This is a genomic window from Phocaeicola sp. RTP21359st1_B8_RTP21360_211022, assembly GCF_040911965.1.
GTDB classification, from domain to species: Bacteria; Bacteroidota; Bacteroidia; order Bacteroidales; family Bacteroidaceae; genus Phocaeicola; species Phocaeicola vulgatus.
The window spans coordinates 1-23,062 of the sequence record NZ_JBDFXP010000053.1; the positions used below are offsets into that span (position 1 = coordinate 1).

Below are 23,062 nucleotides of genomic sequence, written 5' to 3' on the forward strand. Positions count from 1 at the left end.
TTTCCTACTTTGGCGAAAAGCGATTTACTGTGGTAAAGTACATCAATGGTATATGGGTTGCCTATGGAGGTGAAATGTTCCTGCCATTTGTCATCAGTAAAACGTCCATAGGCTATGTGTCCTTTCAAATGAAGCCATTTATGGGTACCTGGTATGGCTACATAATCGGGAACTTCCAGGCGTATTTGGGGAATGGGGCGGGCATTATTTGATTCTACCATACCTCCGCTGCTTAACTTGGAATTCTTTAATTCGGGCAAGCGTTCTTTGCTGCCGATACTCAGGTTCAACCATCGGTAACTGAGGTCTGCATAAGCTTGTTGGATGATGAAGGAGGAGGTGAAATTGTAGGCGGTTGCCAAATCCAGTCCTGCACTGAAGCCGAAATGTTGGTTTAATGGCATTGTATGTGCAATCCCTGCCCGTAAATAACCATTTTCGGTATTGGCAGAAGATAAACCTTGCCTGTTGGCAGTAAGCCACATCGGCGCGTAGGTTCCTTTACCCGATGTTCCTCCCATCTCAACGATATATTCTGTTTTGACAGGGAGTTGGGCATTGGTGTGCTGCGTAATAGATATTAACAGAAATTGTAATAAGAATAGTTGTATTTTCTTCATTTAGTTTATGTGTTTAGTGCTAAGCTTGCTAAAACGAAATCGGTTTATCAGTCTGCCATCCCGAACTTTTGTGAAAAATTTGGACTCTAATCATTTTATGTATATGAAAAGTTTCACTAATGTTCAGAATGGCCGACTGTATAATCATATCAGCAGGAATTTTGGCATATTTATTTTCCTCCGGCAGGCAGGTTTTTCAGCCAGTAATCAGCCATTGTCTTTCGCAGATGCAAGCTGGTTCCCTTGCCTTCGTAAATTCCATGGGAACGCATCGGGTAAGAAATCTGTGAGAAGATTTTTCCGTGCCGTACCAGTTCATTGACCAACATTTCACAATTCTGATAATGAACATTGTCATCTCCTGTACCGTGAATTAACAGCAAGTTGCCTTTCAATCCTGCTGCATACGAGATGGGAGACCCTTTGCGGTAGCCCTCCGGATTATTTTGAGGAGTATTCATATAACGTTCTTGATAAACCGTGTCATACAGACGCTGGTCGGCCACAAAAGCAATGGCAATGCCTGTGTGGAAAACATCGGGATAACGGAACATACTGTTCAGCGTCTGGCTGCCTCCGCCACTCCAGCCGGTGATACCGATACGTGCGGTGTCAATGAAAGAGTATTGACGTGCCAAGTCTTGGATGCCTCTTGCCTGATCTTCACTGGCAAAGGTTCCGACTTCTCCATAAATACATTTGCGCCATTCGCGTCCACGGGGTGCATTGGCACCACGGTTCTCGATGCTGACTATGATATACCCCAGGTTTGCCAAGTACTGGTGCCATAAACTTCCTCCGCTCCATACATCCTGTACGGTGGCGTTGGCAGGTTCTCCATAGACATCAATTATGACCGGATATTTTTTGCTGGGATCAAAGTTTACGGGTTTGATCATCCATGCATCCAGTTCCAGTTCTCCTGAACGGGTTTTTACAAATTCTTTCGGTTGCAGCCCCAAGGCTTTGTATTGCTCCTTGGCTTTTGCATTGTCAGTAATCAGACGTATACTTTTATGGGCAGGGAAAGACACCATGTCGATTACAGGGGGAGTTTCCGAGTTACTGAATGTATGGACTGCCCATTTGCCGGACGGTGACATGATATAACGATGTTGCCCGCTTTGGTCAACAGGACTTAGCCGCTTTACCTCTCCATTGCCGAAAAGACGTGCCCGGTAGAGATAGCGCTGGGTGAAGTTGTCGGGAGAGGCGATAAAGTACACAAAACCTTTATCCATATCCGCACCTACTTCTTGAATATAATCAAAAGCTCCTTGGGTGATGGGCTTGATTTCTTTACCATCACGGCTTACACGATACAGGTGGCGCCATCCGTCACGTTCGCTTTCCCAAGTGAAATACTTGTTCCCTTTCAACCAACGCACATTGTCATTCGTTTCCAACCATGCGGCATCTTGATCGGTAAAGATATTGACGGGGGTATTTTCACCTATTTTCGCAATCCATACTTTATTGGTGTTTTGGGCACGGTTCATTTGCTGGATGAACAGTTCGTTGCAGCCCGGAATGAATTCCATACGTGGAATATAGTGGTTGCGTGCATCACCTGGAAGAGCCAGCCAAGTGGTGTTTCCACCGTCGGCTGATACATAGCCTACTTTTACAGCGGAGTTTGCTGTTCCGGCTTTAGGGTAGGGAAAACGTTGGATTTTAGGATAAATGGAATCTACATTATTGATGATATCAAACCATCCCGTACCTTGGGTATCGCTTTGCCAATAGGCTATGTATTGCCCGTCGGGACTCCAGCGGAAACCGTCGCGGCAGTTGAATTCTTCTTCGTATACCCAGTCGAATGTTCCGTTTACAATTTCATTATTTCCGTCTTGAGTTAGTTGGTTGATTTTCCCGTCAACCAGACTCTCTACATAAATGTTGTTTCTGGAGACATATGCTACCCGGCTGGCATCCGGCGAGAACTTGGCGAACATCAAGGTAGCTTCCGGCAAGCTTTTGCCCAATTGTTGCAGTTTGCCGTCTTTCAAATTAAGCACCCAGTAATCACCGCGGGTATCATAACGCCATACGCGACGGGTATTGGTATAGATCAATACTTTGGAGTTATCCTCGCTGAATACGAAATTGCGGACAGAGATAGGTTTTCCTGTTTGCGGATTCAGAAGCATATTGGCAGGGATCAGCACTTCTTTGGAATTGTCCTTTGCTTTGTAGGCAGTGACTTCGTATGCTCCCTCGGCATTTTTCTCTATTTTGGAATAACGTTCTCCATCTTTCATCCAGTTCACGTTACTTCCGCCTTCTGTCTTGATCAGTCCTCCGTATACGGCCTCCTCCAATGTGGGGATACGTTGCGCATGAGTTGTGGTTCCGAAACAGAATAAGCATAAGACTAATGTAAATAAGTTCTTTTTCGTCATAGTTATTATGAATCTTTTGCTAAAAAATAGATGTCCATTTGAAAACACAAGTATGTATTGGGACTCCGGATATCTGTTTTCAAAAAACGGGCGTCTATTTTAGAAAAACGGACGCCTGCTCTTTTCTTTTTTATTTAATTCCTAATTTCTGTTTGATTGCAGCCGGAATAGCATCTTTATGCACCATGAGGAAAATAGTCTTGGCACGTACATAGCTTTCGGACATATTCAGATACCCGCCAAATGTATTGCGTTCTGTACCCCAAGAATTTTTGGTGATATAGTATTTGGTCCCGTTCTGGTCTTTGGTAATACCGGTAAGATGCATCAGGTGGTCATCTGTAGTGACAAATGCTTCATAACCTTCCTGACGGACTTCCGGAGTGACATTTACTTCGGGACACGGTTTTTCAAATTTGTAGGCTTCCGCCAGCATCTCTCTTTGTTCTTTAGGGTCCATTTTCTCAAAACGTGCACGGTCGGAACCCGAAAGGTCTTCCGCTTTTTTCACTACCGGATTGATGGCTACACCATTTTTGAATGAAAAACCTTTTTCACTGACATCACCGTCCCAACATACGGTATATCCGTGGGTCAAAGCATAGTCGGCAACTTCCATCATTTCGTCCAGCGGAAGATTGTACATTTGTTCATTTTCCCAATTGTCGGGTACTTCCGGAGAGAATTTCTGGTAATACGGTTTGTGAGTGAAACTAGTCAGTTCGATATAATCGTCCATGTTCAAACCCAGACTTTCGGCAAAAGATTTCGGAGTGTACTCTTTTCCTTTGTAAGTGAACTTTTCAGGAAGTTCTCCTAGATAAGTATCGAAAAGGTTGTTGATCAGCTTGTAGTATTCCGGGCTGCGACGTTTCATCTTAACGGCTGTGTTTCCTAAAGCGTTGATATATCTCACCATTTCGCCATGGTTATGTTTCTCTGAGTTATAGTTGATTCCGTGATATACTTCCTCGGGTACGATACCCACTTGGTTGAAAGCATTCTTCCATGTGTGTGAAAGGCTTCCTTGTCCTAAATTCCCGTTGCCTCCCCGGTAATAGTTGTCTTCCAATTGGTTCAAGTACTTTTGGCGTACAATGAACATTTCAGAAAGATCATATTCCCCTTTGCCCATACGGAGCAGTTCGGATTCCATGAACGAAGTGGTGGCAAAGCACCAGCAAGTTCCGGTAGAGGCCTGATTTTTGACTGGAGTTGCTTTCTGTGATGCAACAGTCGTGAATTTGTAACCACTTTCTTGTGCATACATGGCTGATGCACAGCATAGCAGTGCGGCTAGTGTGAATACTTTTGTCTTCATAAGTTTGTTTTTAATATGATAAGGTTAACAATTAAAAGCCGAAGCGTGACTCAATCCAATATTGGTTTGCCATTTCGTCCCAGCGAAGGATGGTGGCGCCTATAAAGTCTGCCGTGTAGTCTGTGAGATAAGCACGGGCTGCTTCTTCCCCTTTAGATTGAAGGATACTTTGGTATTGTGCTTCCACAAATGGAAGTTCCCGTTGTCCTTTTTCCTCGAAATGACGAATATTTTTTTCCATTACTTTGCGGGCAGTTCCCCATCTTACAGCAGCCAGTTTGTTGGCGCGGCGATAGTGCCATAAGGCGGCGTCGTCGCGATAGCGGTGGTTACCGCAGATTTTATACATAGCAGGGAAATCAGTAATGCCACAGAATACCGGAACGCGCGGGCTTTGTCCGGGGTTGTCCATAGAGAACCATACCACACCGCCTACTGCATCGGGCAGCCAGTTGCGCAATTGGATAACTGTAGAATAAGCACATTGCGGAACTGCGATATTGCGTACTGATTTCACAACTCCCTTTTTAATACCGTTCAGCATATTCAGTTCATCGCCACGCATCCACGGATTGGCTTTCGGGCTGATAATGGTGTCTACTTTTCCGGTTTTTCTATCTTTTACCGTAACTTTCAGATTCTGTGTCATATCCAGCGGCGTTCCTTCGTATGTTTCCCGGAGCAATGCCATAACATCGGTTACAGATACTTGCTTGTCGGGTTTTACACTGATAGGCAGTTCTTCTGCTTCATAATCAAGCTTTAATGACGGTGCCAGTGCATTCAGGATAAAGTGCTCGCGGGTGCTGAAGGATTTCAGTTGGCCGGAGTAATTCTTTCCGCTATAAGCTTTCCAAAATTTAAAAGGCTCTTTTCCATCCCAATATCCTAATTTTTTAGCCACGTCAAATACATTTTCGGAAGCCATATAGTGGTCGGGATCTTTCAGATTGAGGGTGCTGATTCGCGAGATGTTGGCAGATACGCCTACATGATCATCCGGAATACGGACTGCCGCCCATACTCCGCCAATTTTATCTTTTCCTTCTCCGAAGACTTCGAAGTGCCATACTTCATCAGGATCGGCAATGGTCAGACATTCGCCGCTGTCGCCATAACCGTATTGTTTTATGAGATCTCCCATCAGGCGGATAGCCTCACGGGCTGTTGTACAGCGTTGCAATGCCACACGTTGCAATTCTTCAATCATAAACATACCTTTGGGATTTTCCAGATCCCTGCGTCCGCTTACGGTAGTTTCACCTATCCCCAGCTGCTTTTCGTTGATGCAAGGGTAGGAGGTGTCCATGAAGGCATATGTTTTTCTAGCTTGTGGTATTTGCCCCTTGATTTTTACATTAGTCTGGTCGGCTACAAACTCGGTATGCATACGGCCATCGTAAATATTCATTACAGTATCCCTTTCATAACTTTCTGCCGGAACCATGTTTACCCAGGTTCGGTACCAGCTGTCGCATGTATGACTGGTTATAACTGATCCATCGGTAGTTGCTTTCTTTCCTACCATAATGCTAGTGCAGCTTTCCGGATCCTTTGTGTAATTCGTTTGGGCTGTGACACTTTGTGCCATGACTAAACCCAGGATTGTTAAAGAGGCTAGTAGTTTCATAAAGGTCGTTTTATTACTATTGCGTTTCAAAAGTATATAAAAAAAACTATTATTCAGAACTTTATCGGTTTAATTTTGTAATTTATGTCTAATAATCCAGCCTTTTTTGTATTTTTGCAGCAAATACAAAAATTGGGAGCACATGACAACTAGTATAGACATAGCTAGAAGGATAGCAGAAGTTAACCATCCTCTCAGTAGAGAAAGTGTTCACGCATTAGCCGAAATCTTAGTTTGTAGAAAATATCGTAAAGGGGAGATTGTTTTGCAGGCCGGTGAGGTTTGTAAAGCGATGTTGTTTATAGAAAAAGGAATGCTCAGACAATTTTATTATAAATATGATAAAGATCTGACTGAGCATATCGGTTATGAGAACGGAATGATTATTTGCATAGAGAGTTATTTTAAACAGGAGCCCACCCGCTTGATGGTGGAAACTTTGGAAGCATCCGTGGTATGGGAGTTACCCCGTGTGGAAGTGGAGAAATTGATAGATCAATATCACGATATCGAACGTCTTTATCGCGGTTTTATCGAACATTCTTTGATAGAGTCACAGGTGAAGGCGGACACGCTTCGTTTTGAACCGGCTCATGAACGTTATAACAGATTGTTGCAGCTTCATCCCGAAATATTGAAGCGTGCGCCTCTTGTGTACATCGCTTCCTTATTACAGATGACTCCCGAAACCTTGAGCCGTGTCCGTTCTTCCTTGCTTTAGAATTGATAAATCAATCCTAACCGGGTTTCAAAGGTCTTATATTTTATGTCCTCATGGTAGGAATAATGTGTGTGGCGGTAGTAATAGGACACTTCCATATTGGCTTTGAAGTGGGAGCTTAGATTCAACTCGATAATCGGATTCACTACAGCGAGCATTACATTTCCTTTGTCTCCCTGCGCATTCAGATAGAGCGGATCTATTGTTTCCAAATCCTTGTGTTCGTATCCTTTCCAGGTAAAAATCTGGTAAAGATGCATATTCAGTGCGAACATGCCGTAACGGCCGAAGTCCAGAATGGTGTTGTTCTTTATGCTGTATCCGCTTCCCATATTGTAATTGCGGTCTATTACGTTGTAATAGTCGGTAAGGCTTCCACCCAGCAGGATGGCACTCAGAAACACACGCTGTTCCAAATTTACCAGGCTGTTCATTCGGGGGAATTTATAAATCATACCCGGTCCCACACTGGCAGCTTCCGAAATCTTGTAAGGGATACGCCCCGATCCGTCAATCACTTCCTCGGAATCAAAATAGTTGAAGTGCTGGAAGATACCGAACATCATTTCCATGCCGGTAGTGGTTTTCAGGGGAACACCCCATAGTTTGCCCATCAGGTTGATCTGGCTGATAAGAGGCTGGTTCCCGGAAAGACCGAAGGTGGCCCGCGCGGTGAAGTAATCGTATGGGCCGTCATTCACTTTATCGAAGGCATCTCCGTATTGTACCCGGAATTCAAGGTAGGGATTGTGCTCTCCACGGAACAGGTAATTGTCATCGGCCAGATAACGGTCACCGGCACCTATGGAAAAGTGTACCGGAATGCGGTCGTAATCGTGGTATTTGTAATGAGAGCGTTTTACTTTCCACATCTCGCCGGTTATCATTCGGTTCAATCCCCGCATGGGGCAGATCAAGGTTCCCAAAAACTCGCGGGTGAAACGTGAGAAACCACGCTTGGAGTCGTCCAGTACCAAAGAAGACATACGGTGCGTTACTTCTCCCAGGGCGATGCCGCCTAGGGTGGTTGCCATCAGGTCATTGATGGCGGGCGGCTCCACTTCTGCGGCTATTTCCCACATCAAACTACCAGCAAAGGCGTATGGAGCCGATTCCCAAAAGGTAAGTCCGTTGCTGCGTGCTGCATTGAAATAAAGATTTCCGTGATAGGGGTGGGCGAACAGGTTGGTGGAGAATTGGTCGTTATCCCATACAAAACCATGCTTGATATTGCGCCGTATGCTGCCGATACTGATTTTGGCAAAGTCTTCGTTCATTACATAACGGTCGAATGCCCATACTCCGACATTCATTCCGAAAGTTTCGGCGGCGGCACGCCAAGGGTGTTTTTTTTGCAGGCGAGGATCGGTGAATGTATACATGGAATCGGGGCGGTGGAGCATCTGGGCTGTGACGTTCCCGGCACTTAATGCCAGCAGGCAGACTAATGCGATATGCTGTAGTTTCATACTGTATGGATTAGTTTATACTAGGGTGACGGGGCTGCTTAAAACAAGATAACACCTGCTTCGAAAATAGGTTTTTTTTCGTAGAACTTATTTTTATCATAGTAGCGCGTCATGCCGTAACCACCCGATGCAAAGAAACTGATTCTGGATTTGAATTTATATTCCAGATTGATACGGGCTTGCAATGAATACATGCGTTCCGGTGTTTCCGCATCTTCATTTTCAAAGTTTTCTATATGGAAATAACCTAAGTCGCCACTTAGTTCCAGTTTGGAGGCGATGGGATAGTAAAGACCGGCACGGTAGAACACACAGCCCGAAAATTTGTCATTCAAATCCAGATAGTGTGTACCGATACCCAGCATGGTATAACTCCGGCGGTTTTTAAAACGCACGGCAGCATTCAGTTTGCTGGTGTTACCTGCAAACAGCATCATCTGGATACGGGTTTTGGGAGTGATATTCACCAAACCTAGTTTATGGGCGGTAGTATCCTTGCTATGGTTGATGATTCCTATTTGTATTCCTTTTACATTCCCGCCACACAGGTTGAGTAAACCGATTTGCGCGCCGCTTACTTCTCCGGCGTAGTTGCCGGGAGCGAACTGCACACCGCGTAACTTGCCTTGGCAAACATTGGTCAGTCCTGAGAATTGCAGGGCATTTTCCGTCTTGACGGCGATATTTACCGCACCGCAAAGCTGCAAGCCTCTGATTTCTCCGGCAGCGATATTGCTGATGGCGGAGAATTGCATACCATTCACGTTTACACCTACATTACCAATGGCTGAGACTTGAGCGCCTTTGGCTTTTCCGCCACTGATATTGAGCAGGGTGGAAACTTGTGCTCCGTTCAGTTTCTCGGCAGATACGTTCATCAGTCCGCCGATAGCGATGCCATTTTGTGATTTTCCGGCAATGTTGGCCAAGCCGGCTATCTGAACTCCTTGGGCTTTGTTGCCGGCCAGATTCATCAGACCGCCGATGGTAACTCCTCTTGATATGTTTCCGGCAATGTTGCCTAATCCGGAAATTTGGATACCGTTGGCTTTCCCTCCGGCAACATTCATCAGTCCGCTGAGCATGATGCCATTGGCATTGCCTCCGGCTACATTGGCAATACCTCCCAGTTGGAAACCGGAGGCGTGGCGTCCGGTAATGCTGGCAAGGCCGGAGATTTGGAAACCCGTCATATCGTTTTGTACAACACTGGATACAGCGTTGATACCGATTCCTTTCAGTTGATAGATATTTGTAAGCAGACCGATATTCAGATAAGTGGTTTTGACACTGTCTTTCTTCGCGGAAATGTTCAAGGAGATGTTGGGGCCTTTTTTAAGCTTGTCCTTTTTCTGGGCAAAAGCAGGAGTTGACATACCTGCACAATATCCTAAAAGGAGTATTGCTGCTATACGCATATTCATTTTCATACATTTTTAGTTTCTTGGGTGCAAATGTAATAAAAATGTAGATATAAGGGGGAATTATGGGGAGAATTGATCGGGGTGCAAGAGTAAAATTATGTTTTGTTTTGTCTCCTTTCACGTATCATGATCCAGGTGTCCATATATGCGGATGTATAACCTGTAACATCTATAATGTATAGCCTGCAACATCTATAATCTTCAGACTTATACATTATATATGTTGCAGGCAGGTTCTTTTTCTGTCAGGTGTTATTTTACTTCCTGATATAAGAAACGTTTGATACTCTTTTTAGGAGTTTTCTCGAATTCTTCCGGATAGATTTTTACACGGGCTATTTGTGAATATGCAGGAAGTTCTGTATTCAAGTTGATACGGTTCTCTTCCATAGCCTGTGCTATCGCGTCATTATCCAGCCCATGAGCAAAGGCATCGTCGAAATCGGGATAAACCAAAGCCGCCAGTTTGCTGTCTGCCTGCTGTATGATAATGCTTTCTGAAACGAACGGCATGTTATTCAATTTATCTTCAATCTCTTCCGGATAAATATTCTGTCCCGATGGACCCAACAGCATGTTTTTGCTGCGTCCCTTGATGGTAACGTTGCCTTCCGCATCCATAACACCCAGGTCGCCGGTATGCAACCAGCCGTCCTTGTCTATTACCTCGGCGGTAGCTTCGGGATTCTTGTAATAGCCTAACATTACATTAGGTCCTTTGCATACTATCTCACCTACTATATTCTCAGGGTCGGGGCTCAATATTTTGACTTCCATACGGGGAGCCGCCTTTCCGCAGGAACCCGGCTTGAAATATTTCCAATCTTCATAACAGATAATCGGAGCACACTCAGTCATGCCATATCCCACGGTATAGGGGAAATCTATACTTTTCAGGAACTGCTCTATTTCTTGATTGAAGGCGGCACCTCCTACAATAATTTCATAGAAATTACCTCCGAAGGCATTTATCATCTGTTCGCGGACTGTGGCTTTGATTTTATCATTGATGATAGGAACTTTCAGTAAAATCTTCATAGCCGGGGTTTCCAGTTTGGGCAGTACATTCTTCTTGATGATTTTTTCGATAATCAATGGAACGGCTACTACCAGATTGGGTTTCACTTCGGAAAAGGCTTGGAAGATGATTTTCGGACTGGGGGTACGGGTCAGGAAATAAATATGGCATCCCACACAGAATTCATAAAGGAACTCGAAAGCCAGTCCGTACATGTGTGCCATAGGGAGCATGGAAACCAGCTTGTCACCCGGATTCATTTTCAAGACATCAAAAGCGAACTGGGTATTCGACCACAATGCGCGGTAAGGAATCATCACTCCTTTGGAATAACTGGTCGTGCCGGAAGTATAGTTGATCACAGCCAGTTCTTCCGGTGTATCCCGGCGGTAGCTGACATGTTCCCGGCGGAAATTGCGCGGATATTTCTTTCCGAACAGTTCGTTCAGATGATCGCGTGCATAGTCCAATTTGGAACTGCGGGAAACTAGCAGGGTATAGTCATTCATCAAGATAACCCCTTCTAACAACGGCATGGCATTTTCATTCAGATTTTCCCATACCATATCGCCCACCATCAGCAGGCGTGCTTCCGAGTGATTGACTATATTATGAATGTTGTCCGATTTGAATTCGTGAAGAATGGGAACAATCACTGCCCCGTATGTAACGGCAGCCAGGAAAGTAACTCCCCAATGAGAACTGTTGCGGCCACAGACAGCTATCTTGTCTCCTTGCTTGATGCCGCTTAATTCGAAGATGATGTGTAGCTTTTCTATTTTGCGGGCTACATCTTTATATTGTAATGTGGCACCTTTATAATCTGTAAGGGCATCCAAGTCCCAGTTTTTCTTTATACTGTCTTCCAGGAAGGCAATAAAACTCTGCTCCATTGTATATACTCTTTTGTTTATATTTTGCACAAACTTTAATCAAATGTGCAAATATAAGACTTTCTTTGGAGCATACAAATTAAACAGAAGGAAAAATAGTGATTAGTGGTTAGTGGTTAATGAGCTGCGCTGTGATGTCGCATGGATATGAACCACTAATCACTAACCACTGATTTTTATTCTTTGCTGCTGAAATACTTCATGAACTGTGTACGTTCAAACGGATTGCTGGCTCCGGTAGACAGTGCGTTCATCGAACTCTTGAATTCGCTGATGTCCTTGTAGCCTTGCCGGTTCATCCATTGGGTCATTTCATTTGTCATATCTGCAATGACCTGATTGCCTCTTTGGTAGATGACACTGCACAGTTCTACAGCCGAAGCGCCTGCCAGAATTGCTTTGACTATCGCTTTTCCATCGTGCACACCGCCCGAAATGGCATAATCTGTCTGAGGAACTTGTGCCGAAGCGATAGCAGTCCAGCGCAGTCCGTTGGACAAGTCGGCAGGAGTACTGAATACATCGCCTGCAGAATATGTCATGGTGTCGATATTGATATCCGGCTGGTAGAATCGGTTGAACAATACCACAGCATTGGCTCCGTTGGCATAAAGTTGGTTGATCAGTGCGATGGGGTTGGTCAGATTGCTGCCCAGTTTCACAATGACGGGGATGGAAATCTGTTTCTTGATACTGCTTACGATATCGATATGACGCTGTTCGAAAGAACCGTATTGATATTCTTTTTCGGTCTGCAAGGAAAGGATGTTGATTTCCAGTGCGTCGGCTCCTGCTGCTTCCACGGTACGGGCAAAGTCTGTCCATTCTGAGTTGCTGAAGCAGTTGATGCTGGCAATGACAGGAATGGTGCAAAGCTTTTTAGTCTGTTCAATCAATGAAATATATTCGTTCAATGCATGAGAGCGTACATATGTGCTCAAGTAGTCATCTCCTTCGGGAGAGCCATAAGTAGCCATGTGATGTGCTTCCATCATGATCTGCTCTTCGAAAACTGATTTCAAAACAATGGCTCCGGCGCCTGCCAGCTCCAGTTTCTTGTTCTTTTCAGCGCTGTTTGTAAGGCTGGAACTGCTGATGATTATAGGATTGCGCAGTGACAACCCGGCAAAAGTGGTTTTTAATTGAGTCATATAAATAGTAGTTTTAATAGTTTCGTTCTCCAAAGATTTTGCTTCCTACCCTGACTAGTGTACTTCCGGCTTCCACTGCCAGCGGATAATCGTGTGACATACCCATGGAAATTTCTTTAAAGTATTCTGAATCAGAAAAATAGTTCTGCTTTATTTCTTTGAAGAATGTATTTAAGGAACAAAATTCTCTTTTGATTTGTTCGTCGTCATCCACATTGGTCGCCATACCCATCACTCCTGATAAGCGGACATTTTTCAAATCCTTCCATCCGCCTGTATCCAGCATTTCCCTGCATTCGTCAAAAGAGAAACCGAACTTCGTTTCCTCTTGGGCGATATGTATCTGCAATAAACAAGGGATGACGCGATGGACTTTGGAAGCTTGTTTATTGACTTCAACCAACAATTTATACGAGTCTATGGCATGTATCATAGCTACATAAGGGGCCATGTATTTGACTTTGTTTGTTTGCAGGTGGCCGATGAAATGCCATTCAATGTCTTTGGGCAGGGTTTCATATTTCTGAGTCATTTCCTGCACGTGGCTCTCACCGAAAATACGCTGGCCGGCAGCATACGCTTCTTCCAACGCCTCGTTGGGATGGAATTTGGATACGGCTACCAGGCGGACACCCGCAGGCAGTTCGGAAAGAACTTCTTTTAAATTTGCTTGAATGCTCATTATCTGTTATACTTTCTATTTTTTTATCAGGCTTTATTCGGTTTTTCCGGCATCCGGAAATTCAGGTTTCACATCCGGTTCGGCTTCGTATGGGTAAACATCCATGATGGCGGTTTCGGCTACGGACGCAATCACGTAGTCTGCCATTGTACCTTTCATTCCTTCGTCCAGTTTCTTTACAGCGTCGCGAAGGTCGGAAGCTTGTACCAGTACGGTAGTGGAGGTCTTTTTCTCTGCTCCGCTTTTTTCGTCCAGCGTAATGAAGAACAGCTTGCACTTAAACCAGCGGTCGGCTGCATCTTCTTCAGAGGGGAACAGTTCGCTGTAGTTGGCGCGTTTGATGTCCGAAACAGTGAACTCACCGCTGATATACGGAGTGATTTCTTCAATAATACGGGCTTCTGCTTCAGTAAAGCTCAGCGCGTCAACCAAATAGGGTTCCGTTACTTTCTTGTTCATGCCGTTTTCCATGACTTTTTCGTAACGTATCTTACATTCAAACCAAGTATGCATCATAAAAGTTTATTGTTTTATTGAATATTAAATTGGATACAAAGATACAATTTATTTAATCTTCGTCTCCCATTTTACTTAATTTCTTCATGCTTTCCTTATTCCACTAGTTTGCAGCTGTTCAATTGCATGAATTCGTGAATCACTTTTTCATGATCGCCCATTAATATGATGTGATGGTTACCCAAAGGATTACGCATAAAATAGTCTACGGATTTGTCCAGTTTGATTCTTGCCTGGGTGCGGCAGGCATTGATGTAGTTGGTATTTTCTATCAGTTGGCCTGTGGAAACGAAATACTCGTCCAGACACTCTCCCGCGCATTTTATCATCGTGATGCCTCCTGGATGCAGAATACCCTGTATGGCTATCCCGGTCTCCGTTTCAAAATGATTCCGGATGATAAACTGATCCACCATTTTGGTGGCAATCGTACAGTGAGCCATCACTATTTCGTTCAGGTCATCGTTGATGAATGCCGGATTCGCCATGAATCCTGCCTGGCCGGTCAGTGTCTTGGCGATGAGCAGAGTAAAGATGGATTGCAAGTCTCCTTCACATCCGGCCGGGATGCCTTCATCATTCAGCAGGGCAAGTGCCAGACATCCGGTAGTTCCTAATTTCTCAATCAACGAGAAGCAGGAGAGGGTTACCGCATCCAGCTTTTTCTTTTCGCAGATTATTTTCACGGCCTGATAAAGACGCATGGCTTTCAGCAAATCTTCCGGAGTCCCTTCCCGGCAGGCAATGGCACGGTTGGCAAATACGGACGCCTCATATCCTATATCATCATCCTTTATCTGATAAAACAGACAATACACTTCCTCCATGGGGATATCAATGAACTCTATTCCCCAGCGGCGTTTGGCAAGCAGGTAATCTACATTGCTGGCCACCAGCCACGGAGAAGAATATCCCACAACTCCGATTCGTTTTCCTCTTACCTCGCGCTGGGCGGCGAAAGCCTTGTGATGATCTATCAGTTGTTTCACCATATTGGGGATAGTGCCATGAATAATATGTACTTTCATTCCTTTGCTTCGTATCCATGTAGCTATTTCCAGGGAAGCAGCCAGTGAGTTCTGTTGTCCGTCGGTCAGCAGATGGATAGGATAGGGAAGTAGTTCGAAGTGTTGGGTGACCATTTTTTCTACCCCGCCCGAAGCGATGAAAGCCATCCGGTAGGCATCTGCCGGAATACTTGCAGCCTCTGTATAAGGTACCAGATGAAGCGTGAAAAACTTCTCGATTTCCACAAATAAATCTTTATGGCAATCATATACAGATTCAATTCTGTTCAAGGAGGACTGGAAGGTTATCAGGTATAGATTCATTTGATATTTTGCTTTGTTTTACTGGAACAAACTTACATGTTTTTTTTTAATAACCCTAAAAAATGCGCATTAAGATAACAAAGATTTAAATTCTTAATTAATTGTTTGCTCGGTTGGTTGCGAAAGTCTATCTTTGCACTTCGATTAAATAATTTTTATAACATTATGCCAATAATATCCATCAGAGGAAACGAGATGCCCGCATCGCCAATTCGCAAATTGGCACCGCTGGCCGATGCTGCAAAACAGAGAGGAATTCATGTGTATCACCTGAATATCGGTCAGCCCGACCTGCCTACTCCGCGAGCGGCCCTTGATGCGATTCGTAATATTGACCGTACCGTTTTGGAATATAGTCCCAGCCAGGGATACCGCAGCTATCGCGAGAAACTGGTGGGTTATTATAAGAAATATGACATCAACTTGTCTGCCGATGATATCATCATCACTACCGGAGGTTCGGAAGCGGTGCTGTTTGCTTTTCTGAGTTGCTTGAATCCGGGAGATGAGATCATTGTGCCGGAACCTGCCTATGCCAACTATATGGCGTTCGCCATTTCGGCCGGAGCCGTGATCCGCACGGTGACGACTACCATCGAGGAAGGGTTCTCCCTGCCGAAAGTGGAGAAGTTCGAGGAGTTGATAAACGAACGCACAAAAGCTATTCTGATCTGTAACCCGAATAATCCGACCGGCTATTTGTATACCCGCCGCGAGATGAACCAGATTCGTGACATGGTGAAGAAGTATGATCTTTACCTGTTCTCGGATGAAGTGTACCGCGAGTTTATCTATACCGGTTCTCCTTATATCTCTGCCTGTCACTTGGAAGGCATTGAAGAAAATGTGGTACTGATAGACTCGGTGTCCAAGCGTTATTCCGAATGCGGTATCCGTATCGGTGCGTTGATTACCAAGAATAAGGAAGTGAGAAATGCTGTCATGAAGTTCTGCCAGGCACGTCTGAGCCCTCCTTTGATCGGTCAGATTGCTGCCGAGGCTTCATTGGATGCCCCCGAAGAGTACACACGCGAGACGTATGACGAATACGTGGAGCGCCGTAAGTGCCTGATTGACGGGCTGAACCGTATTCCGGGTGTTTATTCGCCCATACCGATGGGTGCATTCTATACGGTTGCCAAATTACCGGTGGACGACAGCGAGAAGTTCTGTGCATGGTGTCTGTCGGAATTCAACTATGAAGGCGAGACGGTCATGATGGCTCCGGCTGCCGGATTCTATACCACTCCCGGTGCAGGCCGTAATGAGGTGCGTATTGCCTACGTGTTGAAGAAAGAGGATTTGGTCCGTGCGTTGTTCGTACTGCGTAAGGCATTGGAAGCATATCCCGGAAGGGTAGAAGACTGATATGGACTGGAAGCTCTTTATTGCCAGACGCATCTATCGCAGCAATGAGGGTGGAAAAGAGGTGTCCAAGCCTGCCGTCCGCATTGCTATGCTGGGCATAGCCATCGGGCTGGCCGTCATGATTGTGTCGGTAGCGGTGGTGATCGGTTTCAAACATGAGGTACGCGACAAGGTGGTAGGCTTGGGGTCCGATATCGTAATAACTAACTTCGACTCCCAGCAATCTTATCAGACGGTTCCCATCGTTGCCAACGACAGTTTGCTCCATCTGTTGAAAACACTGGAAGGAGTGAAGCACGTGCAGCGCTATTCCACCAAGCCGGGAATGATTATGACAGACGACAGCTTTCAGGGAATGGTACTGAAAGGTGTTTCTCATGAATACGACTGGAGGTTTTTAAAGAATCATTTGCAGGAAGGGGAAATTCCTGTTTTCTCGGATACTGCCTCTACCAATAAGGTATTGGTGTCCCGCACTATTGCCGACAAGCTTCATCTGAAACTGGGTGATAAAATCTATACCTATTATATAGAGGATAATGTGCGCGCCCGCCGTCTTACTGTCGCCGGCATCTATCAGACCAATTTTTCCGCATACGATGATTTGTTTCTGATAACCGACTTATATACGGTGAACCGTTTGAATGGCTGGCAGAAAGGGCAGGTGAGTGGTATGGAACTGGAAGTGAATGAGTATAGCCGGTTGGAGCCGGTGAAGGAGGAAATCCGTGCACGGGTGGATACGCAGGTGGATGCATACGGAGGTACTTACTATACTCAGACGGTGGAGGAAGTCAATCCTCAGATATTTGCATGGCTGGATTTGCTGGATATGAATGTGTGGGTTATCTTGTTTCTCATGACGGGGGTGGCCGGATTCACCATGATATCCGGTTTGCTGATTATCATTCTGGAGCGTACCAATATGATCGGGGTGCTGAAAGCATTGGGAGCTGATAATTTTGCTATCCGTAAGATATTCCTCAGTTTTTCTGTATTCTTGATAGGCAGGGGGATGCTATGGGGAAATATCATCGGGGTGGCATTATGCTTTATTCAATCTCAATTTCATCTTTTCAAACTGGACCCTGCCACTTATTATGTAGATCGTGTTCCTGTTGAATTCAACATTTGGATTTATTTGTTGCTGAATGTCTGTACTTTGCTGGTGTCGGTGCTGATGCTTGTCGGGCCGTCATTTCTGGTGACGCGTATTCATCCGGCAAAATCTATTCGGTTTGAATGAGAAGATTCTCTTTCTGCGTTTTCCGTATATCCGGTATTAATCCTTTTTTCCTATAATGCTAAGGTCTTTTTCCCTTATGATTAAGTCTTTTTATGCGGTAATGTACTACAGTCTCCTACAGTGAATCGTATAGTCCATTATAGTGGACTGTACGGTCTGATGTAATGGACTGTACAGTCTGTTGTGAAAGTCTGTAGTAGTTGATAGAAAGAAAAGACCTAATTGTTAGGAAGAAATGCTTTAGTCGGGCGGATGTGTTAGAACCAACCCTGCTGCGAATTCGTGACAGGGCCGGTTCTTTATAGAGAGAATGTAAAGTTACGTATAGTATGTCACTTCCTTCAGTTCACAGTTTGCAGAAGAAAGAAACGAAGAAAGGCATGCTTATGTTTATCAGTATGCCGTGGACGATGGCCACGGGTACGGCTTCCGGTCCGGAGCAGCGTGCGATGGCTGCCAGGGAAATGTCGGAAGAACCGATGCCCGCCGCCGAGATAGGCGCCAGATAACCGAAATATTTGCGGAAAAGGGGAGCTCCTATCAAGGCGGTCATTTCCCGGAAAATATTGGATAGTAGTGCGATGGTCCCCAATTCGGTAGCAAGCTGCACACCGATGGAGGGGGATTTGATCTGCGTGATAAGGATGGAGGAAACGGAATAATAGGAGAATCCGCTTCCGACAGCCATGCAGTCGAAAATACTCCAGCGGCTCAAGAGAAAGCCTCCGATGGCGGAAAACAGCAGAGTGCCGCTTACGGTGGCAAGGGGTACAAGCAGTGTTCTGAAATTGAGGGATAAGACAAACTGCCTGAGGTTGCGGTTGCTTCCAAGATTAATGCCGAGTAACAGCATCAGTACATATAGTACATATACAGAGGTTTGGTGTACGTCGAAGTCCACCGCATAGCTGACTCCGGCTACGCAGCCAAACAAGAAAAAGGCTAGAGTTACAAGACTACTTTTCACCGCTTGCCCCCTTTCCTTTGAAAAAGATGTGGTATACTGCAAGGGAGGCCATCATGCTGCCCAATATGCTTAATGAGGAGATGACGGCTGCCTGGCCGCAGAAGTAACCAAGATTGTCAATAATCAGTCTGTTAAGACCAATAGAGAGACCGAGTAAGAAAAGTAGCAGACAGACCACGATATGGATGAGAGGAGTGATCTTGCGTACTTGGGATTTGTGGCGTAAGGGATAGCCTATAAGGACTCCGACAGCCATTATAGAAATGAAAGTAAACATGAGATTCAACTGTTTTTCTGATTTTACAATATTACTTATAACACGCTTTTGGACAAACGTATTTACGGTATGTTGGTAAAGTTGAAAGAACGGATGGACCAGATTATTTTCATACTTATGCTTTCAATTTGAAACTTTTTGTTGTTTTTAAAACGGGTGCAAAAGTAGAATAATTGTCTTTAATATGCAAATAATATACATATTAAATCTTATTGAAGCGAAATATGATATAAAACAAACAATATTTGTGATATTTCGTTGTAAAACGAAGGTTTTAAATTGTTACATTTATAGTTTTACCGAATAATATTGCATGTGCATGGGTGGGTGAAAACAATGAAAAAGGGGCTGTTTGGGGTGTGTTAGAGAATATAAAGCGATAAAAGGTTTCAATTTGTTATGCTGGATAATGTGATACTCTTCTGTTTTTTCAGGCAGTGATTACATTGGTGGAAAAGTGTTTCTTGCATAACCTTTCTTGGCGGATAAAAACAAATCAGGGTTTGTATAAACAAGCCCTGATTTGTTTTTGTCGGATCAAGATGGATAACCGGATTTAGAATTCAAATTTTTCTAATTTCATCTTGCCCAATTCTTGCAATTTAGGAACCAAGGTTATAAAATGTGCAGCTTTTTCGTGTGCATCCAGTGACTCAGCATCTTTCCATGTTTCGCAAATCATAAGGACATCTTTCCGTGTCGCGCTCTCAAAGATATCATAAGCGATGCAACCCTTGTCGTTTAAAGATTGCGCTACCAATTCCTTTGCTGTTTCTAAGACAGCATTGCGGTTACTCTCGTTTACTTGGATAAAAACATTTAATCTGATCATAATTCGTATTATTAAATTAAGAAATGTATAGTTGGTTTCATTCTCTTTTTATTTTCTCATAAACTCATTTTTCCGTCTGAATTTACGTTGTAATTTGAATACCCCATTCCATGCAGGTTGCAGAAAATCGAATAAGGGGAGTAGTGCACAGAACTTCCGTTCGCCAAAAACTTTGGCGGTTTTTCTGAAAACAATCAGTTGCATCGTGAAGCGTGCTGACCATAGCAAAACGGCAATGCCTGCAATAGTCCATTGGTGGAGAAGAATACTGATGGTTATAGTGGCGATGATGGCTGTATAGAACAAGAATCTGCTGCAAGTCTCAAATCCCATGAGATAACGGGCGGTTCCATGAAATAACCGGCTGGTAGCCGCATAGCTTATTTTCTCTTCACACCATATTCTTTTATATTTAGGCATGGCGATTCGCATCAGACTTTCAGGGCTGGCTTCAACTCGTGTATTGTGTGCACGGGCTGTTTCATTGATGAACAAATCATCTTCTCCACGTTGCAGATTCAGGTGGGAGGCAAATCCCTTCTGCTTGTAGTACAGTGTTTTCCGATAAGCCATATTCCGTCCTGTGCCCATGTAGGGATGTCCGGAAACAGCCATACCCAGATAACGCATAGAATTCAGCAACGTGTCGAAAGTGATTTTCTTATTAAACCATCCCGGTACTTTTTCGTAGTTGCTGTAGCCTAAAACGATTTCGGTGGCAGGTGTGAAATTACGTGCCATCTGTTTCAGCCATTGATTGCTTTGCGGACGGCAATCGGGTTCGGTAAATACCAGCCATTCATGGCGGCTGGCTTTAATTCCCATTGTTATTCCCAGTTTCTTGTGGCTGATGTAGCGTGCACTGTCGGGGATAAAGGTATGATAGAGATTGGGATATTTGTCTTCCAGTAATTTCAACGTATTGTCACAATCATCCGCCGGGCGGTCGTAAATCACAATCACTTCGAATTCCGGATAGTCCTGCTCTAAAATAAATGGGAGGTTTTCTTGTAATTCGTGGGCTGCGTCTTTTGCCACAATGATGACAGACAGTGGAGGATTTTGGGTATTTATATCAGTGGCATATGCTGTTTCTCTGCTGTGAGTGTATAGTTTGTTATATAGCCCCAGATAGTAAACGGCCTGCGTGGTGAATAAGGCTCCCGAAGCTATTGGTAAGATTATATCTATGGTGAATGGTTCCATGTGTGATCTGTTTTAAAAACGTGCAAAAATACAGCAAATAATTGAATTGTAGCAGGATGAATATTCTTTATTTATTCAAAAGTTCAGATTTAATTATAATTTAATGTTAAAAGTGTGTTTTCGTGAATATTTTTCAAGTATAATTGCTATATTTAAAGAAGTTAACTGAAACCTGTAACAAGTCCTGACCAACGGGCAATTATTATGAGAATACAATTTGAGATTAAAGAAAGTTTGATCAATATACTTGATCAGCTTATGCATTCCGACTTTTGGGCTACGGAAATCAAGGAAGATGAGTCAGGAAAGAAGATTATCAAGATTAAAGACTTGGCTTATAACTTAGAAGCCGTGGCCGAGGTGATGGGGAATGAAATTTTTATTAGAACTGCTTTGTCTAAGTACACGTATCGTATTTATGAGGTGAAGGGGGAGTGCTGGTGCGAGTATGTGGGGGCCTATCGCGGTTTTTTGGAACAGAAGCTCCTTCCAATAATTACTCCGAAGGAAAATCTGTTGGAATGTGAGGTGCTGGATAGTTCCATATTAGGAGGCAAACAGAAAACTTTGCGTGAGTATGCGGAAGATAATTTAAAGCTAAAGAAGTTCCGTGAACAGAATTTTGGTAATAATGGATTTTCAAAAGCGGATCATCCACGGCGTGTGTATGATGAATTTATAAAAGAAGATTTCATTCCGGAAGATAAATAAGAAACAGCGCCGCTTTGATGCAAAGCGGCGCTGTTTCTTATTTATTCAGGCAGTTGGAGTTGGTTTATACTAACTCTTCTGAGGTATATCCTTTGGGCAATGCACGACAATTGTAAGCCGATGCCATAATTTCACCATATGCTCCTGCTGAACGGAGAGCGAAAAGGTCGCCACGGTGTGCTTTGTTCAAATCAATAGCCTTGCCGAATACATCGGATGATTCGCAGATGGGGCCTACCACATCGTAAGTTTCCATAGGTTCTTCCGAAGTGATATTTTCTATTTTGTGGTATGCCTGATAGAGGGCAGGACGAATCAAGTCGGTCATGCCGGCATCTAATATGGCAAACTGTTTGTTGGTTCCTTGCTTTACATAAATCACTTTGCTGATAAGGCTGCCGCACTGTCCTACTACGGCACGTCCCAGTTCGAAATGTAAAGTCTGCTGGGGGCGCAGTTTCAGATGCTTGTGATAAGTGGCAAAGTATTCCGTGAAGTTGGGGATGGCTTGACGGTTGGGGTGTGCATAATCAATTCCTAACCCGCCGCCTACATTGATATGTTCTACTATGATTTGGCGGGCATAGAGTTTTTCCTGTAGTTCGTTTACACGGTTGCACAAGGCTACAAAATCACCCATATCCAGAATCTGAGAACCGATGTGGAAATGTAAGCCTACAAATTTTACATGAGGCAATGTTCCGGCCATATCAATCACTTTGTCCATATCTTCCATGCTGATCCCGAATTTGTTCTCTGCTAGTCCGGTGGTGATATTTGCATGGGTATGCGCACCTACATTCGGATTGATACGGAAAGCTACACGGGCTGTTTTGCCTTTGGCGGCAGCCAGTTCGTTAATGATTTCCAGTTCAGGTACAGACTCTACGTTGAAGCAGAAAATATCATAATCCAGCCCCAGATTAATTTCCCAGTCTGTCTTGCCTACACCAGCATAGACTATTTTGTTTGTCGGGAATCCGGCCTTAATGGCTGCGCGGATTTCTCCGCCACTTACACAGTCGGCTCCCAGACCGCTTTCGCGGATAATTGTCAGGACTTTGTGGTTAGCATTGGCCTTCACGGCGTAATGCACGCAGAAATTATTGTATTTGCCTGCTTCTTTGTTGATGCATGACAAGGTTTCTCGCAGCACATTGACATCGTAATAGTAGAAGGGAGTTTCCAACTCTCTGAACTTGTTTACGGGGAATGTTCCTTTCATATTGTATTTTGTTTTTATGAGCAAGGGCGAATTAAATTCGCCCGAAAACACC

Annotated in this window: 20 protein-coding genes; 4 read left to right on the forward strand and 16 right to left on the reverse strand. The window is 44.2% G+C overall.

Features of this window, described 5'->3' with window-relative positions; genetic code table 11:
* From AB5062_RS19590 to AB5062_RS19605, 4 genes are all read right to left on the reverse strand, one after another.
* Window positions 1-620, reverse strand: a 620-nt coding sequence (locus AB5062_RS19590) for a capsule assembly Wzi family protein (protein ID WP_368331268.1), incomplete at its 3' end; no start/stop codon positions are given.
* A gap of 170 nt (window positions 621-790) precedes the next feature.
* Window positions 791-3,022 carry a S9 family peptidase gene (locus tag AB5062_RS19595; RefSeq protein ID WP_022509121.1) on the reverse strand — a complete coding sequence of 744 codons (2,232 nt, stop codon included), beginning with the start codon at window positions 3,020-3,022 and terminating at the stop codon, window positions 791-793.
* Window positions 3,023-3,152: 130 nt separating this feature from the next.
* Window positions 3,153-4,343: an aminopeptidase C gene (locus tag AB5062_RS19600; protein ID WP_005851616.1), complete on the reverse strand. Its 1,191-nt coding sequence runs from the start codon at window positions 4,341-4,343 to the stop codon at window positions 3,153-3,155.
* Window positions 4,344-4,374: 31 nt separating this feature from the next.
* Entirely contained in the window at window positions 4,375-5,973 is a 1,599-nt protein-coding gene (locus AB5062_RS19605) for a dipeptidase (protein ID WP_005851618.1), read from the reverse strand.
* A 142-nt stretch (window positions 5,974-6,115) separates the two neighbouring features.
* Between AB5062_RS19605 and AB5062_RS19610 the strand changes: the two genes are divergently transcribed.
* The gene (locus AB5062_RS19610; RefSeq protein ID WP_008782402.1) at window positions 6,116-6,694 is read left to right on the forward strand and encodes a Crp/Fnr family transcriptional regulator; all 579 of its coding nucleotides are present in this window, start codon (window positions 6,116-6,118) and stop codon (window positions 6,692-6,694) included.
* Here AB5062_RS19610 and AB5062_RS19615 read toward each other — a convergent pair.
* The 7 genes from AB5062_RS19615 to AB5062_RS19645 form a co-directional block, all read right to left on the reverse strand.
* Window positions 6,691-8,163 carry a DUF3943 domain-containing protein gene (locus tag AB5062_RS19615; RefSeq protein WP_005851622.1) on the reverse strand — a complete coding sequence of 491 codons (1,473 nt, stop codon included), beginning with the start codon at window positions 8,161-8,163 and terminating at the stop codon, window positions 6,691-6,693. The two genes, AB5062_RS19610 and AB5062_RS19615, sit on opposite strands and share 4 nt — an antisense overlap.
* A 38-nt stretch (window positions 8,164-8,201) precedes the next feature.
* Window positions 8,202-9,587: a hypothetical protein gene (locus tag AB5062_RS19620; RefSeq protein ID WP_100263470.1), complete on the reverse strand. Its 1,386-nt coding sequence runs from the start codon at window positions 9,585-9,587 to the stop codon at window positions 8,202-8,204.
* Window positions 9,588-9,839: 252 nt separating this feature from the next.
* A complete protein-coding gene (locus AB5062_RS19625; protein WP_005851623.1) occupies window positions 9,840-11,498 on the reverse strand; it encodes an AMP-binding protein in 1,659 nt (552 codons plus the stop codon).
* 176 nt (window positions 11,499-11,674) lie between these two features.
* Complete coding sequence (locus tag AB5062_RS19630) at window positions 11,675-12,649, reverse strand: dihydroorotate dehydrogenase-like protein (protein WP_057099291.1); 975 nt, start codon at window positions 12,647-12,649, stop codon at window positions 11,675-11,677.
* Between the two features lie 13 nt (window positions 12,650-12,662).
* On the reverse strand, window positions 12,663-13,331 hold the full coding sequence (locus AB5062_RS19635; RefSeq protein ID WP_005841538.1) for a YggS family pyridoxal phosphate-dependent enzyme: 669 nt from the start codon (window positions 13,329-13,331) through the stop codon (window positions 12,663-12,665).
* A gap of 33 nt (window positions 13,332-13,364) precedes the next feature.
* A complete protein-coding gene (locus AB5062_RS19640; protein ID WP_005841540.1) occupies window positions 13,365-13,847 on the reverse strand; it encodes a DUF4494 domain-containing protein in 483 nt (160 codons plus the stop codon).
* A gap of 95 nt (window positions 13,848-13,942) precedes the next feature.
* A complete protein-coding gene (locus AB5062_RS19645) occupies window positions 13,943-15,178 on the reverse strand; it encodes a fucose isomerase (protein WP_057099290.1) in 1,236 nt (411 codons plus the stop codon).
* A 165-nt stretch (window positions 15,179-15,343) separates the two neighbouring features.
* Between AB5062_RS19645 and AB5062_RS19650 the strand changes: the two genes are divergently transcribed.
* Entirely contained in the window at window positions 15,344-16,546 is a 1,203-nt protein-coding gene (locus AB5062_RS19650; RefSeq protein WP_005851630.1) for a pyridoxal phosphate-dependent aminotransferase, read from the forward strand.
* 1 nt (window position 16,547) lies between these two features.
* Window positions 16,548-17,792 (forward strand): ABC transporter permease, encoded by a 1,245-nt coding sequence (locus AB5062_RS19655; RefSeq protein WP_005841546.1) that lies wholly within the window; start codon window positions 16,548-16,550, stop codon window positions 17,790-17,792.
* A 346-nt stretch (window positions 17,793-18,138) separates the two neighbouring features.
* On the opposite strand, the gene AB5062_RS19660 is transcribed toward AB5062_RS19655, so the two are convergent.
* From AB5062_RS19660 to AB5062_RS19675, 4 genes are all read right to left on the reverse strand, one after another.
* Complete coding sequence (locus AB5062_RS19660) at window positions 18,139-18,759, reverse strand: lysine exporter LysO family protein (RefSeq protein WP_008782404.1); 621 nt, start codon at window positions 18,757-18,759, stop codon at window positions 18,139-18,141.
* On the reverse strand, window positions 18,749-19,036 hold the full coding sequence (locus tag AB5062_RS19665; protein ID WP_008671218.1) for a LysO family transporter: 288 nt from the start codon (window positions 19,034-19,036) through the stop codon (window positions 18,749-18,751). The genes AB5062_RS19660 and AB5062_RS19665 overlap by 11 nt, the downstream gene beginning before the upstream one ends.
* A gap of 556 nt (window positions 19,037-19,592) precedes the next feature.
* Window positions 19,593-19,868 (reverse strand): putative quinol monooxygenase, encoded by a 276-nt coding sequence (locus AB5062_RS19670; protein WP_005851637.1) that lies wholly within the window; start codon window positions 19,866-19,868, stop codon window positions 19,593-19,595.
* Between the two features lie 48 nt (window positions 19,869-19,916).
* A complete protein-coding gene (locus tag AB5062_RS19675; RefSeq protein WP_016270610.1) occupies window positions 19,917-21,074 on the reverse strand; it encodes a glycosyltransferase in 1,158 nt (385 codons plus the stop codon).
* Between the two features lie 204 nt (window positions 21,075-21,278).
* Here AB5062_RS19675 and AB5062_RS19680 point away from each other — a divergent pair, with 204 nt between their 5' ends.
* On the forward strand, window positions 21,279-21,785 hold the full coding sequence (locus AB5062_RS19680) for a hypothetical protein (protein WP_008671214.1): 507 nt from the start codon (window positions 21,279-21,281) through the stop codon (window positions 21,783-21,785).
* 64 nt (window positions 21,786-21,849) lie between these two features.
* Here the strand turns inward: AB5062_RS19680 and lysA are convergent, their stop codons facing one another.
* Window positions 21,850-23,010, reverse strand: a complete 1,161-nt coding sequence (gene lysA, locus AB5062_RS19685) for a diaminopimelate decarboxylase (RefSeq protein WP_005841215.1) — start codon at window positions 23,008-23,010, stop codon at window positions 21,850-21,852.
* Window positions 23,011-23,062 lie beyond the last annotated feature (52 nt).